This is a genomic window from Mycobacterium sp. MAC_080597_8934 (genome assembly GCF_000523975.1).
In the GTDB taxonomy this organism is placed as follows: Bacteria; Actinomycetota; Actinomycetes; order Mycobacteriales; family Mycobacteriaceae; genus Mycobacterium; species Mycobacterium avium.
In genome coordinates, this window is record NZ_JAOS01000050.1 from 169,276 (window position 1) to 186,833 (window position 17,558).

Annotated in this window: 19 protein-coding genes; 3 read left to right on the plus strand and 16 right to left on the minus strand. The window is 67.9% G+C overall.

Going from position 1 to position 17,558, the window contains the following annotated elements:
- Positions 1 to 56: 56 nt before the first annotated feature.
- Together NF20_RS21855 and NF20_RS21860 are read right to left on the minus strand one after the other, a co-directional pair.
- The gene (locus tag NF20_RS21855; protein WP_033711842.1) at positions 57 to 482 is read right to left on the minus strand and encodes an ATP-binding protein; all 426 of its coding nucleotides are present in this window, start codon (positions 480 to 482) and stop codon (positions 57 to 59) included.
- Between the two features lie 97 nt (positions 483 to 579).
- Positions 580 to 1,563 (minus strand): 2-hydroxyacid dehydrogenase, encoded by a 984-nt coding sequence (locus NF20_RS21860; RefSeq protein ID WP_033711843.1) that lies wholly within the window; start codon positions 1,561 to 1,563, stop codon positions 580 to 582.
- 64 nt (positions 1,564 to 1,627) lie between these two features.
- On the opposite strand from NF20_RS21860, the gene NF20_RS21865 reads away from it, so the two are divergent.
- Entirely contained in the window at positions 1,628 to 2,485 is an 858-nt protein-coding gene (locus tag NF20_RS21865; RefSeq protein WP_033711845.1) for an LLM class F420-dependent oxidoreductase, read from the plus strand.
- Positions 2,486 to 2,518: 33 nt separating this feature from the next.
- Here NF20_RS21865 and NF20_RS21870 read toward each other — a convergent pair whose 3' ends face one another.
- Together NF20_RS21870 and NF20_RS21875 are read right to left on the minus strand one after the other, a co-directional pair.
- Positions 2,519 to 4,060 (minus strand): SulP family inorganic anion transporter, encoded by a 1,542-nt coding sequence (locus NF20_RS21870; RefSeq protein WP_050545762.1) that lies wholly within the window; start codon positions 4,058 to 4,060, stop codon positions 2,519 to 2,521.
- Positions 4,061 to 4,283: 223 nt separating this feature from the next.
- On the minus strand, positions 4,284 to 4,706 hold the full coding sequence (locus tag NF20_RS21875; protein ID WP_003876043.1) for a nitroreductase family deazaflavin-dependent oxidoreductase: 423 nt from the start codon (positions 4,704 to 4,706) through the stop codon (positions 4,284 to 4,286).
- Between the two features lie 147 nt (positions 4,707 to 4,853).
- On the opposite strand from NF20_RS21875, the gene NF20_RS21880 reads away from it, so the two are divergent.
- Together NF20_RS21880 and NF20_RS27790 are read left to right on the plus strand one after the other, a co-directional pair.
- On the plus strand, positions 4,854 to 5,543 hold the full coding sequence (locus NF20_RS21880) for a class I SAM-dependent methyltransferase (RefSeq protein ID WP_016706179.1): 690 nt from the start codon (positions 4,854 to 4,856) through the stop codon (positions 5,541 to 5,543).
- Positions 5,544 to 5,635: 92 nt separating this feature from the next.
- The gene (locus tag NF20_RS27790) at positions 5,636 to 5,803 is read left to right on the plus strand and encodes a hypothetical protein (protein ID WP_019733190.1); all 168 of its coding nucleotides are present in this window, start codon (positions 5,636 to 5,638) and stop codon (positions 5,801 to 5,803) included.
- Between the two features lie 17 nt (positions 5,804 to 5,820).
- On the opposite strand, the gene NF20_RS21885 is transcribed toward NF20_RS27790, so the two are convergent.
- The 12 genes from NF20_RS21885 to NF20_RS21940 form a co-directional block, all read right to left on the minus strand.
- Complete coding sequence (locus NF20_RS21885) at positions 5,821 to 6,177, minus strand: hypothetical protein (RefSeq protein WP_019733189.1); 357 nt, start codon at positions 6,175 to 6,177, stop codon at positions 5,821 to 5,823.
- Positions 6,178 to 6,188: 11 nt separating this feature from the next.
- Positions 6,189 to 6,413, minus strand: coding sequence for a hypothetical protein (locus NF20_RS21890; protein ID WP_003876034.1), 225 nt, complete (start codon positions 6,411 to 6,413; stop codon positions 6,189 to 6,191).
- Positions 6,414 to 6,620: 207 nt separating this feature from the next.
- Positions 6,621 to 7,853: a TetR/AcrR family transcriptional regulator gene (locus NF20_RS21895; protein WP_172975553.1), complete on the minus strand. Its 1,233-nt coding sequence runs from the start codon at positions 7,851 to 7,853 to the stop codon at positions 6,621 to 6,623.
- A 162-nt stretch (positions 7,854 to 8,015) separates the two neighbouring features.
- On the minus strand, positions 8,016 to 8,801 hold the full coding sequence (locus NF20_RS21900; RefSeq protein WP_003876032.1) for a mannan-binding family protein: 786 nt from the start codon (positions 8,799 to 8,801) through the stop codon (positions 8,016 to 8,018).
- Positions 8,802 to 8,814: 13 nt separating this feature from the next.
- Positions 8,815 to 9,411, minus strand: coding sequence for a hypothetical protein (locus NF20_RS21905; protein WP_033711849.1), 597 nt, complete (start codon positions 9,409 to 9,411; stop codon positions 8,815 to 8,817).
- 31 nt (positions 9,412 to 9,442) lie between these two features.
- On the minus strand, positions 9,443 to 10,693 hold the full coding sequence (locus NF20_RS21910; protein WP_033711910.1) for an MlaD family protein: 1,251 nt from the start codon (positions 10,691 to 10,693) through the stop codon (positions 9,443 to 9,445).
- Positions 10,690 to 11,922, minus strand: coding sequence for an MlaD family protein (locus NF20_RS21915; RefSeq protein WP_003876029.1), 1,233 nt, complete (start codon positions 11,920 to 11,922; stop codon positions 10,690 to 10,692). The genes NF20_RS21910 and NF20_RS21915 overlap by 4 nt, the downstream gene beginning before the upstream one ends.
- Before the next feature lie 2 nt (positions 11,923 to 11,924).
- On the minus strand, positions 11,925 to 13,040 hold the full coding sequence (locus NF20_RS21920) for an MCE family protein (RefSeq protein WP_003876028.1): 1,116 nt from the start codon (positions 13,038 to 13,040) through the stop codon (positions 11,925 to 11,927).
- Complete coding sequence (locus NF20_RS21925) at positions 13,037 to 14,083, minus strand: MCE family protein (RefSeq protein WP_023862064.1); 1,047 nt, start codon at positions 14,081 to 14,083, stop codon at positions 13,037 to 13,039. The genes NF20_RS21920 and NF20_RS21925 overlap by 4 nt, the downstream gene beginning before the upstream one ends.
- Positions 14,076 to 15,155 carry an MCE family protein gene (locus NF20_RS21930; protein ID WP_033711852.1) on the minus strand — a complete coding sequence of 360 codons (1,080 nt, stop codon included), beginning with the start codon at positions 15,153 to 15,155 and terminating at the stop codon, positions 14,076 to 14,078. The genes NF20_RS21925 and NF20_RS21930 overlap by 8 nt, the downstream gene beginning before the upstream one ends.
- The gene (locus tag NF20_RS21935; protein WP_023862065.1) at positions 15,152 to 16,699 is read right to left on the minus strand and encodes an MlaD family protein; all 1,548 of its coding nucleotides are present in this window, start codon (positions 16,697 to 16,699) and stop codon (positions 15,152 to 15,154) included. Before NF20_RS21935 ends, NF20_RS21930 begins: the two co-directional genes overlap by 4 nt.
- Entirely contained in the window at positions 16,700 to 17,557 is an 858-nt protein-coding gene (locus NF20_RS21940; protein ID WP_009974294.1) for an ABC transporter permease, read from the minus strand. It lies immediately after the preceding gene.
- Position 17,558: the final 1 nt, after the last annotated feature.

Consider the following 17,558-nt stretch of genomic DNA (forward strand, 5'->3'; position numbering starts at 1 on the left):
ACGACCCGTTGCCGGTGAAGTTCACCCCGTCGGCACCCTTAGGCAGCTAATCGCCTTCAAACCCGTTGAGCGCCACCGGGATTCGGGTCAAGAGCGTAATCCAGGTAGACGCTGGTGCCGTCCGGGCGGGCGTGGATGGTGCAGTGCTCGGCCAGGTTGTGCATCAGCATGATGCCGCGGGACGCGCGTGGGTCGCTCGACAGCCGGCACGACGGGCTCTGCCACCGGCCGCGGTCGCTCACGCACACCCGGATCGACTCGGCGCCCGGGTCGTAGCTGGCCTGCAGCTTCATCGCGCCGGTTCCGCGGTGCGAGCGGTAGGCGTGCTCGACGCAATTGGCCAGCGCCTCGTTGACTCCCAGCACCACGTCGTCACGCACATCGTCGGGCGCCCGCACCTCGTGCTGCAGCCACCGGTGCAGGGCGCGGCGCCACGCCGTCACGGTGTCGGGGCGGGCGCTGCCGGCCAGCGTCAACCGCACCGGCGTGGCAGTCTGCGACGGTAGTGGGCTCATGAGTGCCGCATACCCCGTTGCGGGGGCGGCGATAACCTTTTCCGGGTATCGCTTCGACCACGGATCAGTTGCGGTCCGGAATCCGGCGGCGCGGCCGCAGCACCGGCGTCACCAGTTGACCCGTGGCCAGGTAGCTGTCGAGATTGCGCAGCGCCAACGAAGCCATCGCCCGCCGGGTCCGGGCGGTGGCGCTGCCGACGTGCGGCAGCAGCACCACGTTGTCCAGGCCGACCAACTCGGCGGGCACGTGCGGCTCGTCGGCGAACACGTCCAGCCCCGCGCCGGCCAGTTCACCGCCGGCCAGCATCTCCACCAGCGCCTCCTGGTCGACGACGCTGCCCCGGGCGATGTTGATCAGGTAACCCTCGGGGCCCAGGGCGCGCAGCACGGCGCGGTCGACGAGTTTGTGGGCCTGGTGGTCGCCGGTGGTGGCGACCACCAGCACGTCGACCGATTCGGCGAGCTCGACGGCGGAGGCGGCATAGCGATACGGGGAGCCGTCGATGCGGCGACGGTTGTGATAGGCGATGGCGCAGTCGAATCCGCGCAGCCTGGTCGCGATCGCCGAGCCGATGCGCCCCAGGCCCAGGATGCCGACCTGGAGCCCGCTGACGTCCCGGCCGTACGGGAACGGCCCCTCGCGCGCCCACCGCCCGGCCCGCACATACCGATCGGCGGCGCCCAACCGGCGCAGCGTCATCAGGATCAGGCCCAGCGCGGTGTCGGCGACGGTATCGGAGAGCACGTCCGGAGTGTTGCTGACGCCGATTCCGCGGCGGTCGGCGGCCGCGGTTTCGATCAGGTCCACGCCGGCGCCGTTGTTGACGATGACCTCCAGGTTGGGCAACGCCGCGATCAGGGCGGCGTCCACCCCGGGCCGTCCCCAGGTCAGCAGCGCCCGCACCTCGGCGGCGTGCTCGGCCAGGAACCGGTCGCGCGCGGCGCCGTCGGGCAGTCTCGGGACGTCGTAGCGCGCGGCCAGCTCTTCTGCGAACGCCGGCTCCAATTCGCCGACCCGGAACACGCCGCTGAGCTTTGTCACCGCCACGCCTCCATCATCGCCGACGCGGCGATGCGGGAAGGAATCGCGTCGGGACGCGGTTGAACCGCGAATGCGCATCGGAGTCGTCTTCCCCCAGACCGAGATCGGATCGGACCCCGCGGTGCTGCGCAGCTACGCGCAGCGGGTCGAGGAGCTCGGGTTCACCCACATCCTGGCCTACGACCACGTCGTCGGCGCCGACCCGCGGGTGCATTACGGGTGGCGGGGCCCCTACGACATCGACTCGACCTTTCACGAGCCGTTCGTGTTGTTCGGCTACCTGGCGGCGATCACCTCGCTGGAACTGGTCACCGGCGTCATCATCTTGCCGCAGCGCCAGTCGGTGCTGGTGGCCAAGCAGGCCGCCGAGGTCGACCTGCTCACTGGTGGCCGCTTCCGGCTCGGCATCGGATTGGGTTGGAACGCCGTCGAATACGAAGCGCTCGGTGAGACGTTCACCAATCGCGGCAAGCGCTCCGAGGAGCAGGTCGAGCTGATGCGCAGGCTGTGGACCGAACGCTCGGTCACCTTCGACGGCAAATACCACACCGTGACCGCGGCGGGACTGGCCCCGCTGCCCGTCCAGCGGCCGATCCCGGTGTGGTTCGGCGCCGCCTCCGATCGCGCCTTCGAACGCGCCGGGCGCCTCGGCGACGGCTGGTTCCCGATGACCGAACCGGGACCCGGCCTGGACCACGCACTCGAGCAGGTGACCCGCGCGGCCGAGGCGGCCGGCCGCGACGCCACGAGCCTCGGGATGGAAGGCCGGGTCAGCTGGACCGACGACCGCGACAAGCTGGCCGGCGACATCGCCGCGTGGAAAGCCGCTGGGGCCACGCATCTTTCGGTGAACACCATGAAGGCCGGGTTCGCCGGCGTCGACGAGCACCTCGCCGCGCTGGAGCGGGTGGCCGCCGACCTGAGGTAGCGCGCGCAGGTCACGCGCCCCCGGGCGCGGAGGTCACACACCCCCGGGCGAAGAGACCTGTTCGACCAGGCTCAGGTGCGAGTTGCGGCGCCGCGCCGCCGGCTCGGCCGTGTCGCGGACCTCGACCGTTCCACCGGTGGCGCAGTGCCGTCGTTGCCAGTCGCCGATCGCCTGATGCGCGGCGTGATCGAGATAGTTGGTGAGCAGGTGCACGGTCACCGAGGTGCGCTCGGGGATGGAGGCCAGCACGCCGGTCAGCCGTGGCAACGCCAGGAAGGTGCATGCCCCCTCGATGACGACGTGCCATCCGTCGCCCACCGGTTCGGCCTCGATCCTGGCCCGCACCACCCGCCACCCGGTCACCACCACGGCGAGCAGCAGACCGATCAGCACGCCGTGCAGCAGGTTGAGGAAGATGACGCTGGTGACCGTGACCAGATAGATGGCGAGATCGCCGTTGCGCAAAGCGGTTTCGATGTGCGCCGGCTTCAGCAACTCGATCCCGATGACGATCAGCAGGCCGGCAAGCGCGGCGGTGGGGATCTTTTCGACCAGCCCGGCAAAAGGCACCGCGAACACCAGCACCCAGAAACCGTGCATGATGGTCGAAGCGCGGGTTTTCGCACCGGCGTTGACGTTCGCCGAGCTGCGCACGATGACCCCGGCGATGGGCAGCCCACCCAGCGCGCCGGACGCGATGTTCGCGGCGCCCTGGCCGATCAGCTCGCGGTTGAAATCGGTTCGGGGGCCGGTGTGCATGCGGTCGATCGACACCGCGGTGAGCAGGCTCTGCACGCTGGTGATCAGGGTGACGGTGATCACGGCGATCGCGACGGCCCCCCAATTCCCGTGCGGCAGGGATGGCAACCGCACCGCGTCCAGCACCGAGCCGTCCAGCTCGATCCGGGATACCTTGAACGGCAGCACCATTGAGATGATCGTGACCACCACGATGGCGACCAGCGGACCGGGGACGATGGCCAGCCGGGCCGGGACCCAGCGCCAGGCCACCAGGATCGCGATCACCAGCAGGCCCAACACCAGTCCCGGGCGGTGCGCACCGAGAATCTGCGCGGGCAGGCCGGTGACATTGCTCCAGGCCGAACTCTTGGATGACCCGCCCAACAGCACGTGCACCTGCTGCAGGGCGATCGTGATGCCGATACCGGCCAGCATGGCGTGCACCACGACTGGCGAGATGGCCAGGGCGGCGCGGGCGATCCTGCTGAACCCCAACAAGACCTGCAGGATTCCCGCGACGACGGTGATGAAACAGGTGACACCCCAGCCGAATTCGGCCACCACGTCGGCCACCACGACGGTGAGCCCGGCGGCGGGCCCGCTGACCTGTAGCGGCGATCCCCCGAGCCATCCGCCGACGATGCCCCCGACGATCGCGGCGATCAGGCCGGCGAGAACCGGGGCGTCCGAAGCGATCGCGATCCCCAGCGACAGCGGAAGTGCCACCAGGAAAACCACCAACGAGGCGGGCAGATCGTAGCGGAGCACCTCGCGGAGCCGTTCGCTTCGCGACGTCGACACACCTTGCCGCTCTGGTGATCCGGCTCGTTGCATGGGGCCCTCCCCTGAATTCGTCAATGGCGGTGGGCTTTTGGATATCCACCCGGTAACGACACGCCGAAGGTTCGAATATCCGTACAGCGCAGGCGATTACAGATACCAGGAACGTCGTTGTCCAGCTGGCCAGACCTCGGCCGCTGGGTACGAAGGTAGGTGGACGCCCGACAACGGGTCAACCGGACCGGCCGGGCGCATACCGAATCCAAATGTTTTTGGATTACTCCAAAACAAAGACCGGGATCTGCCTGGCCGTCTTCGTCTGGTACTCGGCGTAGGGAGGATAGGCCTGGACCGCGCGTCGCCACCACTGCTCGCGTTCGGCTCCGGCCAGCTCCCGCGCCCGCAGAGTGACAACCTTGTCGCCGTCCTGCAGCGTCACCTCCGGGTGGGCCTTGAGATTGAAGTACCACGCGGGATGTTCCGGCGCGCCACCCTTGGACGCGACGACGGCGTACCGGCCGTCGTGTTCCACCCGCATCAACGGCACGTAGCGCCTCTTGCCCGACTTCGCCCCGGTCATGGTCACCAGCACGACGGGCCGGTCGAAGACCTCGACCCCGTCGGTCGTGCCCTGCCGCAGAATCCGTTCGGTCTGTTCGCGCACCCAGTCGGTGGGGCTCAGTTCGATGTCGTCGGCCATACCAGCATTGTCACGGGCGCGTGCAGTGAAAGCCAATCGCTTATATCAGCTAACTGGTTGCCGTTTCGGTCACGACTCGGGCGCAACAGCCTTGCACCATATATCAGGTGCGTTGACATATATCAGGCTGCTTGATATAAAGTGAGCATGTCTCAACCAACGCACGAGATGTTCGAAGCGGCCTACCGGGGCGAGTCACCCGAGATGGGCGAGGGCGCCCGGCCGCCGTGGAGCATCGGCGAACCGCAGCCCGAGATCGCGGCCCTCATCGAGGCCGGCAAGTTCCACGGCGACGTGCTGGACGCCGGGTGTGGCGAGGCCGCGGTCTCGCTGTACCTGGCGGAGCGCGGGTTCACCACGGTGGGCCTGGACCAATCGCCCACCGCGATCAAGCTGGCGCGTGAGAAGGCCGCCCGTCGCGGCCTGACCAGCGCCAGCTTCGAGGTCGCCGACATCAGCGACTTCACCGGCTACGACGGTCGTTTCGGCACCATCGTGGACAGCACCCTGTTCCATTCGATGCCCGTCGAGCTGCGCGAGGGCTATCAGCGATCGATCGTGCGGGCCGCCGCGCCGGGGGCGTCGTACTTCGTCCTGGTCTTCGACCGCAACGCGATGCCGGCCGAGGGCCCGGTCAACGCGGTCACCGAGGACGAGCTGCGCGAGGTGGTCGGCAAGTACTGGGTGATCGACGAGATCCGGCCGGCGCGCATTCACGCCAACGTGCCGGAGAACTTCCTAGCCGGCTTCGAGGCATTCGCCGGCGCCGACATTCGCGACGAGGACAACGGACGTAAGTCCGTGGGCGCCTGGTTGCTGTCGGCGCACCTCGGCTAGCGGCACGGCAAAACTTGGGCCCGCCGGGTTTCGGCGGCGGTGATTCGGGAGACCCTCATCCGAGAGACTGCAGACGTTCAGAGGAGATCCCGGTGGATCAGCACGCCGACACCGAACCGGCCGCCCGGCCGTCGGACGCCCGCAAGCCAACCGAGGAACAGCGCAGGCGACAGCAACAGCTCGAGCACCAGGACGAAGACCTGGACGCGCCCGGCCTGCACCAGTCCCGCCACGACGTTCCCGACGAGAGCACCCGCTGATCGCTAGCGAAACACGCTCAGCCCGAACATGTTTCGGTCCTGACCGAACGCCGGCGGTCGTGGGCGAGCGCTGCCCCCGCCGCGGCGGTCAGCGTGACGCCGCCCAGGACCGTCGTCGGGATGGCCCACGCCCGCCGCATCAGCAACGCGTCGTTGCACTGGCTGACGTAGTCGTTGCCGGTGTTCGACGGCTGACCCCGCGGCTTTCTCGGCACGCTCGCCGCCTGGGTCAGCTCCGTCGTGAAGCCGCTGCCGCATTTGACCTGCAGGCCGAACTGATCGTAGGCATCGATGAAGACCGGGAACCGCAGCGCCAGCAGGCCGCCGGCCAGGCACACCACGGCCGCGAAGACGATCAGCGGACCGCGGTGCATCACGCCACCCCCTAGGTCATGCACACGTTGGCGAACAGCAGCACCGGCCAGGACACGATCGAACCCAGGAACGACACCACCAGATCGACCCCGTGCATGTCGTGCAGATGCGCCGTGTGGGTGCTCGACCAGATGACGCCGACGATCAGGTACGGCGTCCCCAGCAGGATGCCCAGGCCCAGCAGTTCGGCGATGGTCAACTGATAGTCCAGGACTTTGCGAATCGTGCTGAGCATGGGCCTGCCTTCCCGCGGGCGCTGCGGACTGGACGGCAATTATGTTAATAGCCATTCGGACGGTCCGGTAGTACCCCGGGGATACTTGTCACCCGTGCCATCGGCCCAGTGCAACCGAAGATGCGGGGCCGCATGGGCGATCCAGGGACAGGCGTTGCCGCCGCGCGCCTGAGCCGGCCGAAAAGTGGAGCGTGGTTCGCCAACCCGTCAGCGGCGTTGCCGGCCGGCGCCGCGAACTCCGTCGCGCGATGCGGCCGCGGGTCGTCCCAGCACCGTGACCTCCATCAGCCGCCGAACCGTGGTGCTGGCGGGCGCGCCGCTGTTGGGGTAAACCAGCCGGCCGATGTCCACCGCCAGGGCAAACGCGGCGTGCACGGCATAGCGGGCGCGGCCCAGGGTCAGTTCCGGTCTGGCCGCCACGGCGAGCCGGGCCCAGGATTCGACGGTGGAGCGCTGAATGTTGTAGAGCAGCACCGCGTCTGTCTCCGGCAGGTTGTGCCGCTCGGTGTAGTACACGCACGCCAGCTCGGGGTTGGCGAAGGACCGCGTGACGTAGGCCTCGATGAGGCGCGCCAGCGCCTGCTCCGGGTCGCTGCTGGTGGCCAGGATGCTGGACAGGTCGGCGGAGAGCTGGTCGGCGGCGCGCCGGTAGTAGACCGCCAGGATCGCGGCCTTCCCCGGAAAGTATTGGTAGATGCTGGCAACCGGGATGCCGACCGCCGCGGCAATGTCTTCCATCCCGGTTTCCCGGTAGCCGCGCTCGTTGAACAGCCGCATCGATTCGTGCAGCAGCAGTTCGTAGCTGCCGGCGGCGCTGGTCAGCGTCGGCGCCCGCGCCGGTTCGGCGCCGCGGCCCCGCTGTGTCGGCAGCTCGGCCTTCAGCACGGCGGCGGCGATGTCGCTCAGCGTCGCGCGGATCTCGGCGTTGCCGAGCCGGGACCGGTGGTCGGTGATGCTGCCGATGACGCTCAGGGTGGCCGCCGACAGGATCCATCGTTGCCGCGACGTGAGTTTCGGCCGGAGCTTGATCAGCGGACGCTGCAGCCGCCGGTTGATCACCTTGATCTGCTCGGCCAGCTTGCGCTGGTCGTCGCCGCGCAGATAGCGACCCTCCCAGCGATAGAGCCCGCCGGCGGTGCGGTTGACGATGGTGGTGTCGATCAGCGCGGTGGTGAGCGCGCTCAGGGTTTCCCCCGGATCGGCGTCGGCGGGCAGGTCGTCGGCGAACGCCGTGGCGTCCACCAGTTGCTGGCCCAGCGCCAGGAAGACCTCACGGAACAAGTCGTATTTGCCCTGGGAATGCCGGTACAGGGCGGCGGCCGAGATGCCCACCCGCGCCGCGATGTTCTCCATGCTGACCGCGTGGTAACCGAGCTCGCTGAACGCGTCGGTGGCGGCCCGGGCGATCTGGACCTTGCGGTCCTTCGGGCGCCGCTTCACCGGATCCGCGGACGCTCGGCTGGCCGATGGCATACAGATCACCGTAGCCGCAGAAGCCGCTGACCGGGCGATTGGTGGACGGCCGGCCGGGCGCAGCCGGTGAACCGAGCGCACCCGGTTGGGCGCAGCGTGATATCCGAGCTCACTGGCCGGCCGACCCCGTTACGCCCCGCCGAATTCCGGCCGCAGCACCGGGGCAAGCACGCCGAGTGGGATGTGCGGCTGGGCGGTGCCTCCGTCCATCGACCACTGCTCGGATTGCCCGTACTGGATCGGGGAGTCGTGGCCGACCGGGTAATCCGGCAGGTACAGGATCAGCTCGTCGGGCGTCAGCGCCCACGCCTTGTAGCCGCCCGAGAACACCTTGTCCGGTGTCCAACGATCGACGGTGAACGGATACGTTCCCGGCGAGTGCTGCCATGCGGCGCGGTCGAGGGCCTCCTGGATGAACGGTTCGGCCAACGGCGGGATGGCGGCCAACGGGTCCACACCGGGTTTGGTGATGTCGGCCAGCTGTAGCTGCCTGCCGTTGGCCATGTCGAAGGTGAAGGTGCGGTAGGCGTTGTTGAAGGCCGGACCGTCGGCGTGGTAGTCCTCGTGGAACACCACGCTTTGGGCCGGGCCGTGTCCGAAGACCTGAAAGTTCTCCTCGCCCCAGCTGTCCTGGACCATCGAGGCGCCCTTGCTGCGCCAGTTGGTCATCAGGGTGCGCAGATATTGGCGAATCGGCGGGCCGCTGGTCGGGTTGTCGATCAAATCGCCGGGCATCGCCATCTTGATGTCGCGGACGGCTTTTCGTTCCGACAGCACCGAAGTGTGGCAGTACTGCCCGTCCCAATCGCCGCCGAGATCGCCGCAGAACGACTGCGCCGACGCCGACGCCACGGGTGCGGTGAGCGCCGCCATCGTCACCGCCGCCGCGCCGGCCGAGAACTGGAAGATGCGCATCGCCCGAAACGCCCTACGGCAGCTCGACTTTGCTGGCCAGCCAGCGGCCGCCGACATTTTCCATGGTGATCTTCATCCGGCTGCGGTCGACGCGGCCGTCGGGTCGCACCGTATTGCTGACCGTCTGGTCCACCATCAGCAACACCACCACCCTGTTCCTGCTCTGCGATTGGATCGCCGAGTCCACCACCGTACCGTGCGCCGTGGCCTTGTTGTCGATGAGCAATTGCCGAAGCTGCACACTGGCTTTGGTGTAGGTGTCTTTGAACTCGCCGGTGGCTCCGCCGAGCACGGCCGCGAAGTTCTGGTCCACCTGGTTGGCGTCGATGCTCGTCAGCACCTGGGCATAGTCGACCGCGGTGCGCTGCGCCGCCTGCCCGGCCTGGGCCACCGCACGCTGGTCCCACAGTTTCCAGCCCAGCCCCCCGGCCAGGCCGAACGCGCCCGCGTAGACGGCGACGACGAGCGCGGCGCGACCGTACCGTTTCCATTGCCGCGCCGCGGTTTTCGTCTGAGATTCGGTACGGTCCGCCGTGGCTTTTCGGTCATCGTCGGGCGGCTGCTCGACATCGTCGCCGGTGGCGCGTTCCTGGTCGGCGGTGACGGTCACGCTGGTGTCTCCTTGCGGTCTTGAGGTGGATTCAGTGCGGCGGCTCGATGGGCAGCACCGGCCCGCCGTAGGGCGTCGGAATGGTGAAGCGGCCCTTGGGTGTTGGGTCGGTGGTTTGACCGAGATCCGCGCCGGGGGGCGGCCCCGCGGTGTCGTCGCCGCCCGGGCGAGGCGCATTCTTGGCCCCGCGGACCAGCACCTGTGGGTCGTCGTCTCGGCAGTAGGTGTACAAGAACGGTTCGGGGTAGTCCGCCGATGACGACGGGCGCCGGGGGGTGCCGTAGTCGCAGGTGTAGCGAGGGTAGATGTCGGCGGTGGCCCACAGCCCATGTTCGTGCATGGTGGTCATCAACGCCTCGAGCGTGGACCCGCGGTAGTTGGGGAAGACCGCGTTGAGCGCCGGGACCCGCAGGTAGACGACCCGCGCGGTGGTGACCAGGTTGGCCAGCAGCCCGACCATGGTGTCGGAATTGTCGTCGAACAGGTTGTCCACCGTGGACAACGCATGCGGGGTCTGGTCGACGAGGCGGCGGTAGCCGCGGTCCATCTTGTTCACACCGGCCATCAGGTCGCCGACGTTGCGGGCGGCGACCGAGAGGCCGGCGTTCTTGTCGGAGAGGGTGGTCAGCACGACGCGGCTGGTCTTGAGCATGCTGACCGTCTGCGGCAGCACCGGGTCCATGGTGGAGAGCAGGAAGGTGGATCCGTCGATGATGTCGGTGAGTTTTTGCGGACCCTGGTTGCTCAAACTCAGTTCCCGCTTGACGATTTCGAGTTTCTTCGGGTCGGTCTGGGCAAGCAGCCCGTCGGCGTCGGCCAGCACCTGCGAGAGCGGGATGGGCGTGGTGGTGTGTTGCGGGCCGATCACGCTGCCGTTCGATAGGAACGGGCCGGTGTTGGAGGTGGGCTCGAAGTCGATGTACTGCTCGCCCGCGGGGGACAACCCGGACACCCGCACCGGGCTGGATGCGGGAATCCTGGTGTGCGCGTCGATGTTGGCGACGACCTCGACACCGCTGGGGATCGGTCGCAGCGATGTGATCCGCCCGACCCGGATGCCGCGGACCGACACGTCCTGGTTGGCCAGCAGCCCGCCGGATTCGGGCAGCCGGATGGTGACCTGGTAGGTCGACTCCAGCGGGTTGACCCGCAGGGCGCCGAGCGCCAGGTAGGCCGCGCCGACCACGAGCGTGACCAGCAGGGCGAGCCCGGACAGCCAGGTCCGTTGGCGGTGGCCGGCTTTCACCACGCCGACGACGAGACGGCCGAGGGTGTCGATCACCGCGGTGGCTCCGGGACCATGGGATCCGGGGGCGCCTGCCCGGCGGGGGCCGGCGGCAGCGGCGGACCGGACGGCGTCCACGGGCTCTGGCCCATCGGGGTTTGCGGCCCGCGGCCCACCACCCGTTCCTGTAGCCGCCACAACACGTACTTGATCGAGCCGATCAGGTAGTTCCAGTCGCGGCGCATCGGCCCGTGGAAGGCCGGATCACCCTTGAATCCCCCGGTCTCGGCGCCGGTGCCGGGGCGGGACCCGAGTACCAGCCGGTCGAAACTGCCGCGGACCGAGATGGCTTGGCTGGGCGTGGCTTTCACGAACGGCGGGATCAGCCGGTTCAGGCCGGCCAGGCTGGTGTCGGGGCTCAACACGACGTCGTTCCAGGCGGCGGCGATGGCGTTGGCGTCCTTGATGACGCTGCGGCCGGTCTTGTCGGTGCCGGCAATCGACGGGAATTTGGAGAGCTGGCGGGTGGTGGCCCCGAGTTCGTCGACCACGTCGGCGATCTCGTCGGCGTTGCCGGACAGCACGTCGGTGGCGGGGCCGACGGCCCGCAGCACGTCGGTGATCGCCTGGTTCTTGGCGTCCAACCGGTCGGCCAGCGCCGCGGTTTCGGTGACTGCGGCGTCGATTTGGTCGGAGCGGGCATTGAGCTTGGTCAGCAGCGAATTGGTCCGGTTGATCAGGTCGCCGAAGGCGCGGCCCTGGTCGCCTGTTGCCTTGCCGGCTCCGTTGACGATGTTGGTGAAGTTGCGGACCGCGCCGCCGTTGACGAGCAGGGCCGCCGAGCTGAGCACGCTTTCCACGGTGGCGGCGGCGCGGGTGGCCGGCAGCCCGATGGTGTCGCCGGCCTTGAGCAGCGGGGCGCTGGGATCGGCCGGGACGGGTGGCTTGATCGCGACGAACACGTCCCCGAGCGGGGTGGCAGAACGCAGTTCCGCGGTGCTGCCGACGGGGACCCGGACACCGTCCATGATGCGCAGCGTGGTCACCGCGGTGTAGTTGCGCGCGACCATCGATTCGAGCTGCCCCACATCGGCGCCGGCGAGTTTGACCTTCGCGTGGGCGGGCAGGTTCAGCGCGTTGGAGAAGACGGCGTTGAGCAGGTATCCGCCCGAGCCGATCCCCGGTGCCGGCAGCGGCAGGCTGGCCAGTCCGTTGGTGGCGCAACCCGAGCTGGCCATGACCGCGCTGCACGCCACCGCCAATGCCTTGCGCTTGCCTGCCTTCATCGCTACTGCCCCATCGCCGAAAGACCGTCGAGTATGTAGGTCAGCCCGAAGTCGGGGCCGTAGTCCTGCAACGTGCCGGTGCTGCAACCTAATTGGCGCAGATGCATCAGATTGCACAGCTCCTTGGCGGACTGGCTGTCGGTGAGCGCCTTGTCGAGCAGGCCGTGCACCCGGATCGCGCCGTTGTTCTGGTCGACGGTGTTGTAGAGGTTTTCCAGGGTCAGCGGCAGCACGTCGAGCAGCTCGGCCACGCCGCGCTGATCGTCGACGAGTGTCTTGGCGGCGGTGTCGCCGTTGCGGACGGCCTGTTTGAGGTTGTCCCGGTTGTTCTCCATCAGCGTGGTGACCTCTTCCAGGATGCGGTTGATGGTGCGACCGGTGGCGCCGGTGCCGAACTTCTCGTCGGCCAGGATCTGGCTGAGCTGGCGTGTGGTGGAACCGAATTCGCGCACCTTGGCGTCGTTGCGCGCGGCGGCCTCGGTGATCGAGCTGAGGTCGGTGATGATGGTGGTCAGCTGCTCGCGGGTGGTGACGCCCCGCTCGGAGCTGAGGCGCAGCGCCTTGGAAAGCTCATCGAGGGCGGCCAGGATCTTCTTGCCGTTCCCGTCGGTGATGGCCACCGCCGCGTCGCTCACGTCGGCGATCGGCCCGCCGCCTTTGCCGTCGCCCTTGAGCGATTTGGACACCTTGTCGAGCATGTCGAGCACCCGGTCGAAGGCGACCGGCGTCTTGGTCCGGGTGAGCCCGATGGTGTCGTGGTTCTTCAGCACCGGCCCGCCGCGATACGGCGGCGTCAGTTCCACCTGGCGGTCGGTGAGGATCGAGGTGCTGATGGTGACGGCGCGGACCGCCGCAGGAATCTTCACCTTCTTGTCCACCGTCAGCTCGGCCTCCACATAACTGCCCTTGGACGTGACCTTGCTGACCTTGCCCACCGGCATGCCGAGCACCGCCACGACATTGCCCTCGTACAGGCCTGCGGCGCTGTCGAATTGGGCCGTCACTGTCATGGTGTCGAGGCGGGCCTTGACGTAGTGGCCAACCACCCCGATGGCGACGGCGGCCAGCGCCGCGGCGGCGGCAGCCAGGGCGATGAGTTTGCGTCGCCGGGACGTCATTTGCAGTCCTTGAAGTACTGGATCATGTTGAATTCCTTGGCCCGGCCGCTGATTGCGCACATCCAGGAGTCGATGGCCAGCCCATTGGGCAGGTTGAACTCGACGACCGGGCCGTAGCCGGTGGCGTTGGTCAGGCCCCGCAGCGTCACCGGGGCGACCTGCAGGATGTTGCGCACCAGGTCGTCGTGCTGGCCGACCATGTTGGTCAGCTGGTGCAGGTTCGCGAACAACTCGTCGAGCATCGGCCGGTTGTTGACGACGATCTTGTCGAGTTGGTCCACGAGTTCGGTCAGCGCCGCGAACATGGCGTGGAAGGTGGCCTGTCGCGCCACCAGGTGGCCGAGCAGATCCTGACCCTGATCCATCAGATGCCCGATGTTGCTCTGCTGATTGCGAAGCGTATTGACCACGCGCTGAGTGCTTTTCAGCAGCGCACCCAGCTGGCCGCGCCGGTCCGCGGTGATCGTCGACAACGTCTGCAGGTTTGCGACGGCCTGAGGTACCAGCGGCGGCACCCCGCCGAGTTGTTTGCCCAGCACGGCCAGTGACTGCGCGAACTGGTCGGAGTCGACCTGCTCGAAGGTGGTGGTGGCGTCCTCCAGCAGCGACTGCAGGTCGTAGGGCACCTCGGTGTGGGCGAGCGGGATCGTGTTGGCTGGTAGGGAACCCGGGCCGTCGGGCACCAACTCCAGATAACGCGACCCGAGGATGGTCATGACCTTGATCACCGCTCGGGTGTCCTTGCCCAGCGGCACGTTGTCGCGCACGCTCAGACCGGCCTCGACGTGATCGCCGGCGAGTTTCATGCTGGTGACGTGCCCGACCTCGATGCCGGCGACGGTGATGGGGTTGCCGGGCCGCAGCGTTGCGGCTTGCAGGAATTCGGCGGTGTAGTGGCTGTATCCGACGCCGAGCAACTTGATTCCCAGCGACACCGCGACCAGGACGGCGACCACCACCAGCCCGGCCAGCCCGAGCCATGTCCGGTTGTAGGACTCCAGCGGGCGCCGTCGCAGCCACCGCAGTTTGCGTGTGTCAGCCATTGGCCATGTTCCTGCATCGCGGGGTTTGCCACCCCAGGTTTTTCGTGGTGATCGGATACGCGTTGCCGGGCGTGGCCGCGTTGACGATGAAGGTGGTGATGTCGTTGAGTCCTGGGAAGAATCCGGTGGCGTTCAGGTCGCACGCGTAGGCGTTGCCGTAGGAGCCCTCACTGACGGCGCGGGCAAATCCCTTGAGCAGCAACGGCAGGTTGTCTCCGGTGAACGCCAGCTGGGGCTCGATCCCGACCAGGTGCTTGCTGAATCCCGGCTCCCGGGTTATCAGTTCGTTCAGCGACGGGTCGACGTCGTCGGCGATCGCCGACAGCCGCCGGGTCACCCGGGCGATCGAGCCCACGTCGTCCTGCAGTGCCGCGCGGCGGTCGTCGAAATTGGCCACCGCGTCCCGTGTTTGGTTCAGGGCCTGGTCGAGGTCGTCGTTCTGCCGGGCGACGGTGTCGGTGACTCTGGTCAGGCTGCTGATCAGATCGCCCAGCGACTGGTCGCGCGCCGACAAGGTCTTGGTGATCGTCGACGTCTGTTCCACCAGCAACGGAATGGAGGCCTGGTCGCCTTGTAAGGATTGCAGGACACCCTTGGTCAGGTCGTCGGCGTCTTTGGGGTTGAGCAAGGTGAACAGCGGCTCGAAGCCGTTGAGCAGCTTGCCGACGTCGAAGGAGGGATCGGTCTGCTGCACCGGTATCACACTGCCCGCGGACAGCGTTGTCCTGCTTCCGCTTTCGCCGAGCGACAGCCCCAGATACCGCTGCCCGATGATGTTCTGGTAGGTCACCGAGGCTACGGTATTGCCGTACAAACGCTGGTCGTTTTCGACGATGAACGACACCTTCGCCAATTTCCCGGCCAGTTCCACCTTTTCGACTCGGCCGACACGCACGCCGGCCATCCGGACGTCGTCGCCCACCCGTAGCCCGTACACGTCGGTGAACATCGCCGCGTACGGCGTGGTGGGGCCGGCCACATCGCGCCGCAGGGTGGCATACACCATCCAGGTCACGGCGATGGCAATCGCCATGAACAGCGATAGGCCGATCAGCGGTCCGCGCACCCTCATGTCGGTCCACCCGTCGCCGGCCGTAGCTGCAGGGAGACCGCGCTGCCGCGCGCCACCGGCCCCAGGAGCAGCTGCGTCGCCACGGACGCCGGCCGGCCCTGGCCGGTGATCAGACCCAGCTGGTCGCGTTCGCGTTGGCTACCAACGGGACCGACGTTGCCGCCGTACGCCGCTGGTGCGACCGGACCCGGCGGGGCCGGGCTCGGCGGGGGCGCCGGCGGCGGCGCGTCGTCGGGGTCGGCGGTGCCCGGCACCCGGGGCGCGGGACCGATCTGCCACGGCCACCACGGCAAGGGCGGGTTGGGGTCGGCCAGGCTGGGATTCGGGTTGTACAGCGGAGGGCCGGTCGCCACCAGGTTGCCGTCGGGTCCGATCTGGGTGCCCGGCGGCGGCGCCAGATCCGTGGGTGGGTGGTAGTTCTGCGGTAGCAGCACCTCGGGCAGGTCCGGCCGCACCGCGATCGTCGGCGCGGTGAAACAACTGGGCCCCTGCAGCTGGCCATATCGCGGGCAGTCGGCCCGGGTGTAGGTGTAGGTGGGTGTCAACGCCAGATTGACGCGCATGTTCCCGGTGTCGAGCTCGGGATCCCATACCTCTTGAAAGAACTTGTCGGACAGACGATTCAGCCTGGTGAAGATGGGCACGAATTTGTCGCTGTTCATCGCGAAGACGCCGAGGACCGGGGTGAGATTCTGCGTCATCTCGATCAGCTGGTCGGTGTGGTTGTCGAAGGCCTGCCGGTTGACGCTGAAGGTGTGGTAGGAGCCGGTGACCAGCGACCGGAACTGCTCGCGCTTCTCGACCAGGGTCTGCATCGGTCTGACCGCGTCGTGCAGGACGTCGACCAGGTCCGGCGCGGTGGACTGCAACCCGCGGGTAGCGTCCAGCAGCGCCGAGACCGTGGACGGCCCGGGGTCGGTGGCGACGATGGCGTTGAGCTCGTCGAGCACCCGGGTCAACTGTGCACCGGCGGTGAGCAGCGGGCCGCGCCGGTTGTTCGTGGCCGCGGCGACGGCGGCCAGGATGCCGACGCTGTGGTCTTCGCGGCCCCGCCCGGTGGCGGCCAGGATGTCACGCAGCTTGCTGATGGTGGTCTGGAAGATCACCGTCGACAGCTGCAGGTCTTCGGGGATGCGCGCACCGTTGCGGATGCTGGGGCCCGGCGCGCCGTCGACGAGTTGCACCGACGACACCGCGAACACGTTGCTGGGAACCACCCGCGCCGTCACCGCGCTCGGAATATCCTGGGCGTATTCGGGTTTCAGGTTGATGTGCACGTAGTTGGGCTTGCCGTAGGCCGCGGGAATGACGTTGTCGACCGCGCCGACGAGCAGCCCGTGATACTTGACGTCGGACCGGGCCGGCAGCCCGTCACCCACGTTGGTCAGCTCGGCGACCACGCGGATGTAGTCGTTGAGCCGCCCGGTGGACTTCAGCAGCAGGCCGCCGGTGATCAGCCCGGCGATCAGCAGCACCGTCGCCCCCAGGGCCAGCAGCTGGTGGTCGGTGGGGCCGCGGCCGTCGAAGTCTAACGAATTCGCCATTCAGCCACCGAATCTCGCGCCCGCGTCGATGCTCCACAACGCCATGGTGAGCAACATGTTGACCATGATCACGACGGTGATGCTGGCCCGCATCGCATGCCCGGCGGCTACTCCCACACCCTCGGGGCCGCCGGCGGCGTAGAACCCGTAGTAGCACTGCACGGTGGAGGAGAGCCAGACGAATACCACGCATTTGAGCACCGAGTAGGCGATGTCCTTGGCGCTCAGCATCATCGTGAAGTAGTGCAGGTACGGGCCGATGGATCCGCCGCTGATGATGTTGGCCACCACCTGGCAGGTCAGGTAGGTGACCGCCAGGCAGGCGATGTAGAGCGGAATGACGGCGATCACCGATGCCATCAGCCGCGTCGTGACCAGGAAGGGGATGGGGCGGATGGCCAATGATTCCAGCGCGTCGATCTCTTCGGCGATGCGCATGGCGCCGAGTTGCGCGGTGAACCGGCAGCCGGCCTGCATCGCGAAGGCCAGCGAGGCCATGATCGGCGCCAGTTCGCGGGTGTTGACCAGTGACGAGATGATGCCGGTCGCGGGGCCCAACCCGAGCAGGTTCAGGAAGTTGTACCCCTCGACGGCCACCAACGCGCCGGCGGTGAAGCCGAGCACCACCGCAACGCCCGCGGTACCGCCACCGACCACGATCGAGCCGTTGCCCCACGCGATGTTGGACAGCAACCGCAGGAATTCGGTCCGGTATTGCCGCAGCACGGTGGGCACCGCGAGCACCGCCCGGACGAAGAAGACCAGCATGTGTCCCAGCCGCATGGTAGGCGCGGCGGCGACCCGATAGGCACCGACGAACGGTCGCGCCAGTCCGGGGATGTAGGTCGAGGCCGTCATG

What these genes read in the sequence shown, in the direction of transcription:
- NF20_RS21925 (WP_023862064.1), bottom strand. Translation starts at nt 14,083, where the DNA reads ATGGCTGACACACGCAAACTGCGGTGGCTGCGACGGCGCCCGCTGGAG.
- NF20_RS21930 (WP_033711852.1), bottom strand. Translation starts at nt 15,155, where the DNA reads ATGAGGGTGCGCGGACCGCTGATCGGCCTATCGCTGTTCATGGCGATT.
- NF20_RS21880 (WP_016706179.1), top strand. Translation starts at nt 4,854, where the DNA reads ATGTCTCAACCAACGCACGAGATGTTCGAAGCGGCCTACCGGGGCGAG.
- NF20_RS21870 (WP_050545762.1), bottom strand. Translation starts at nt 4,060, where the DNA reads ATGCAACGAGCCGGATCACCAGAGCGGCAAGGTGTGTCGACGTCGCGA.
- NF20_RS21935 (WP_023862065.1), bottom strand. Translation starts at nt 16,699, where the DNA reads ATGGCGAATTCGTTAGACTTCGACGGCCGCGGCCCCACCGACCACCAG.
- NF20_RS21915 (WP_003876029.1), bottom strand. Translation starts at nt 11,922, where the DNA reads ATGAAGGCAGGCAAGCGCAAGGCATTGGCGGTGGCGTGCAGCGCGGTC.
- NF20_RS21885 (WP_019733189.1), bottom strand. Translation starts at nt 6,177, where the DNA reads ATGCACCGCGGTCCGCTGATCGTCTTCGCGGCCGTGGTGTGCCTGGCC.
- NF20_RS21890 (WP_003876034.1), bottom strand. Translation starts at nt 6,413, where the DNA reads ATGCTCAGCACGATTCGCAAAGTCCTGGACTATCAGTTGACCATCGCC.
- NF20_RS21900 (WP_003876032.1), bottom strand. Translation starts at nt 8,801, where the DNA reads ATGCGCATCTTCCAGTTCTCGGCCGGCGCGGCGGCGGTGACGATGGCG.
- NF20_RS21875 (WP_003876043.1), bottom strand. Translation starts at nt 4,706, where the DNA reads ATGGCCGACGACATCGAACTGAGCCCCACCGACTGGGTGCGCGAACAG.
- NF20_RS21920 (WP_003876028.1), bottom strand. Translation starts at nt 13,040, where the DNA reads ATGACGTCCCGGCGACGCAAACTCATCGCCCTGGCTGCCGCCGCCGCG.
- NF20_RS21940 (WP_009974294.1), bottom strand. Translation starts at nt 17,557, where the DNA reads ATGACGGCCTCGACCTACATCCCCGGACTGGCGCGACCGTTCGTCGGT.
- NF20_RS21865 (WP_033711845.1), top strand. Translation starts at nt 1,628, where the DNA reads ATGCGCATCGGAGTCGTCTTCCCCCAGACCGAGATCGGATCGGACCCC.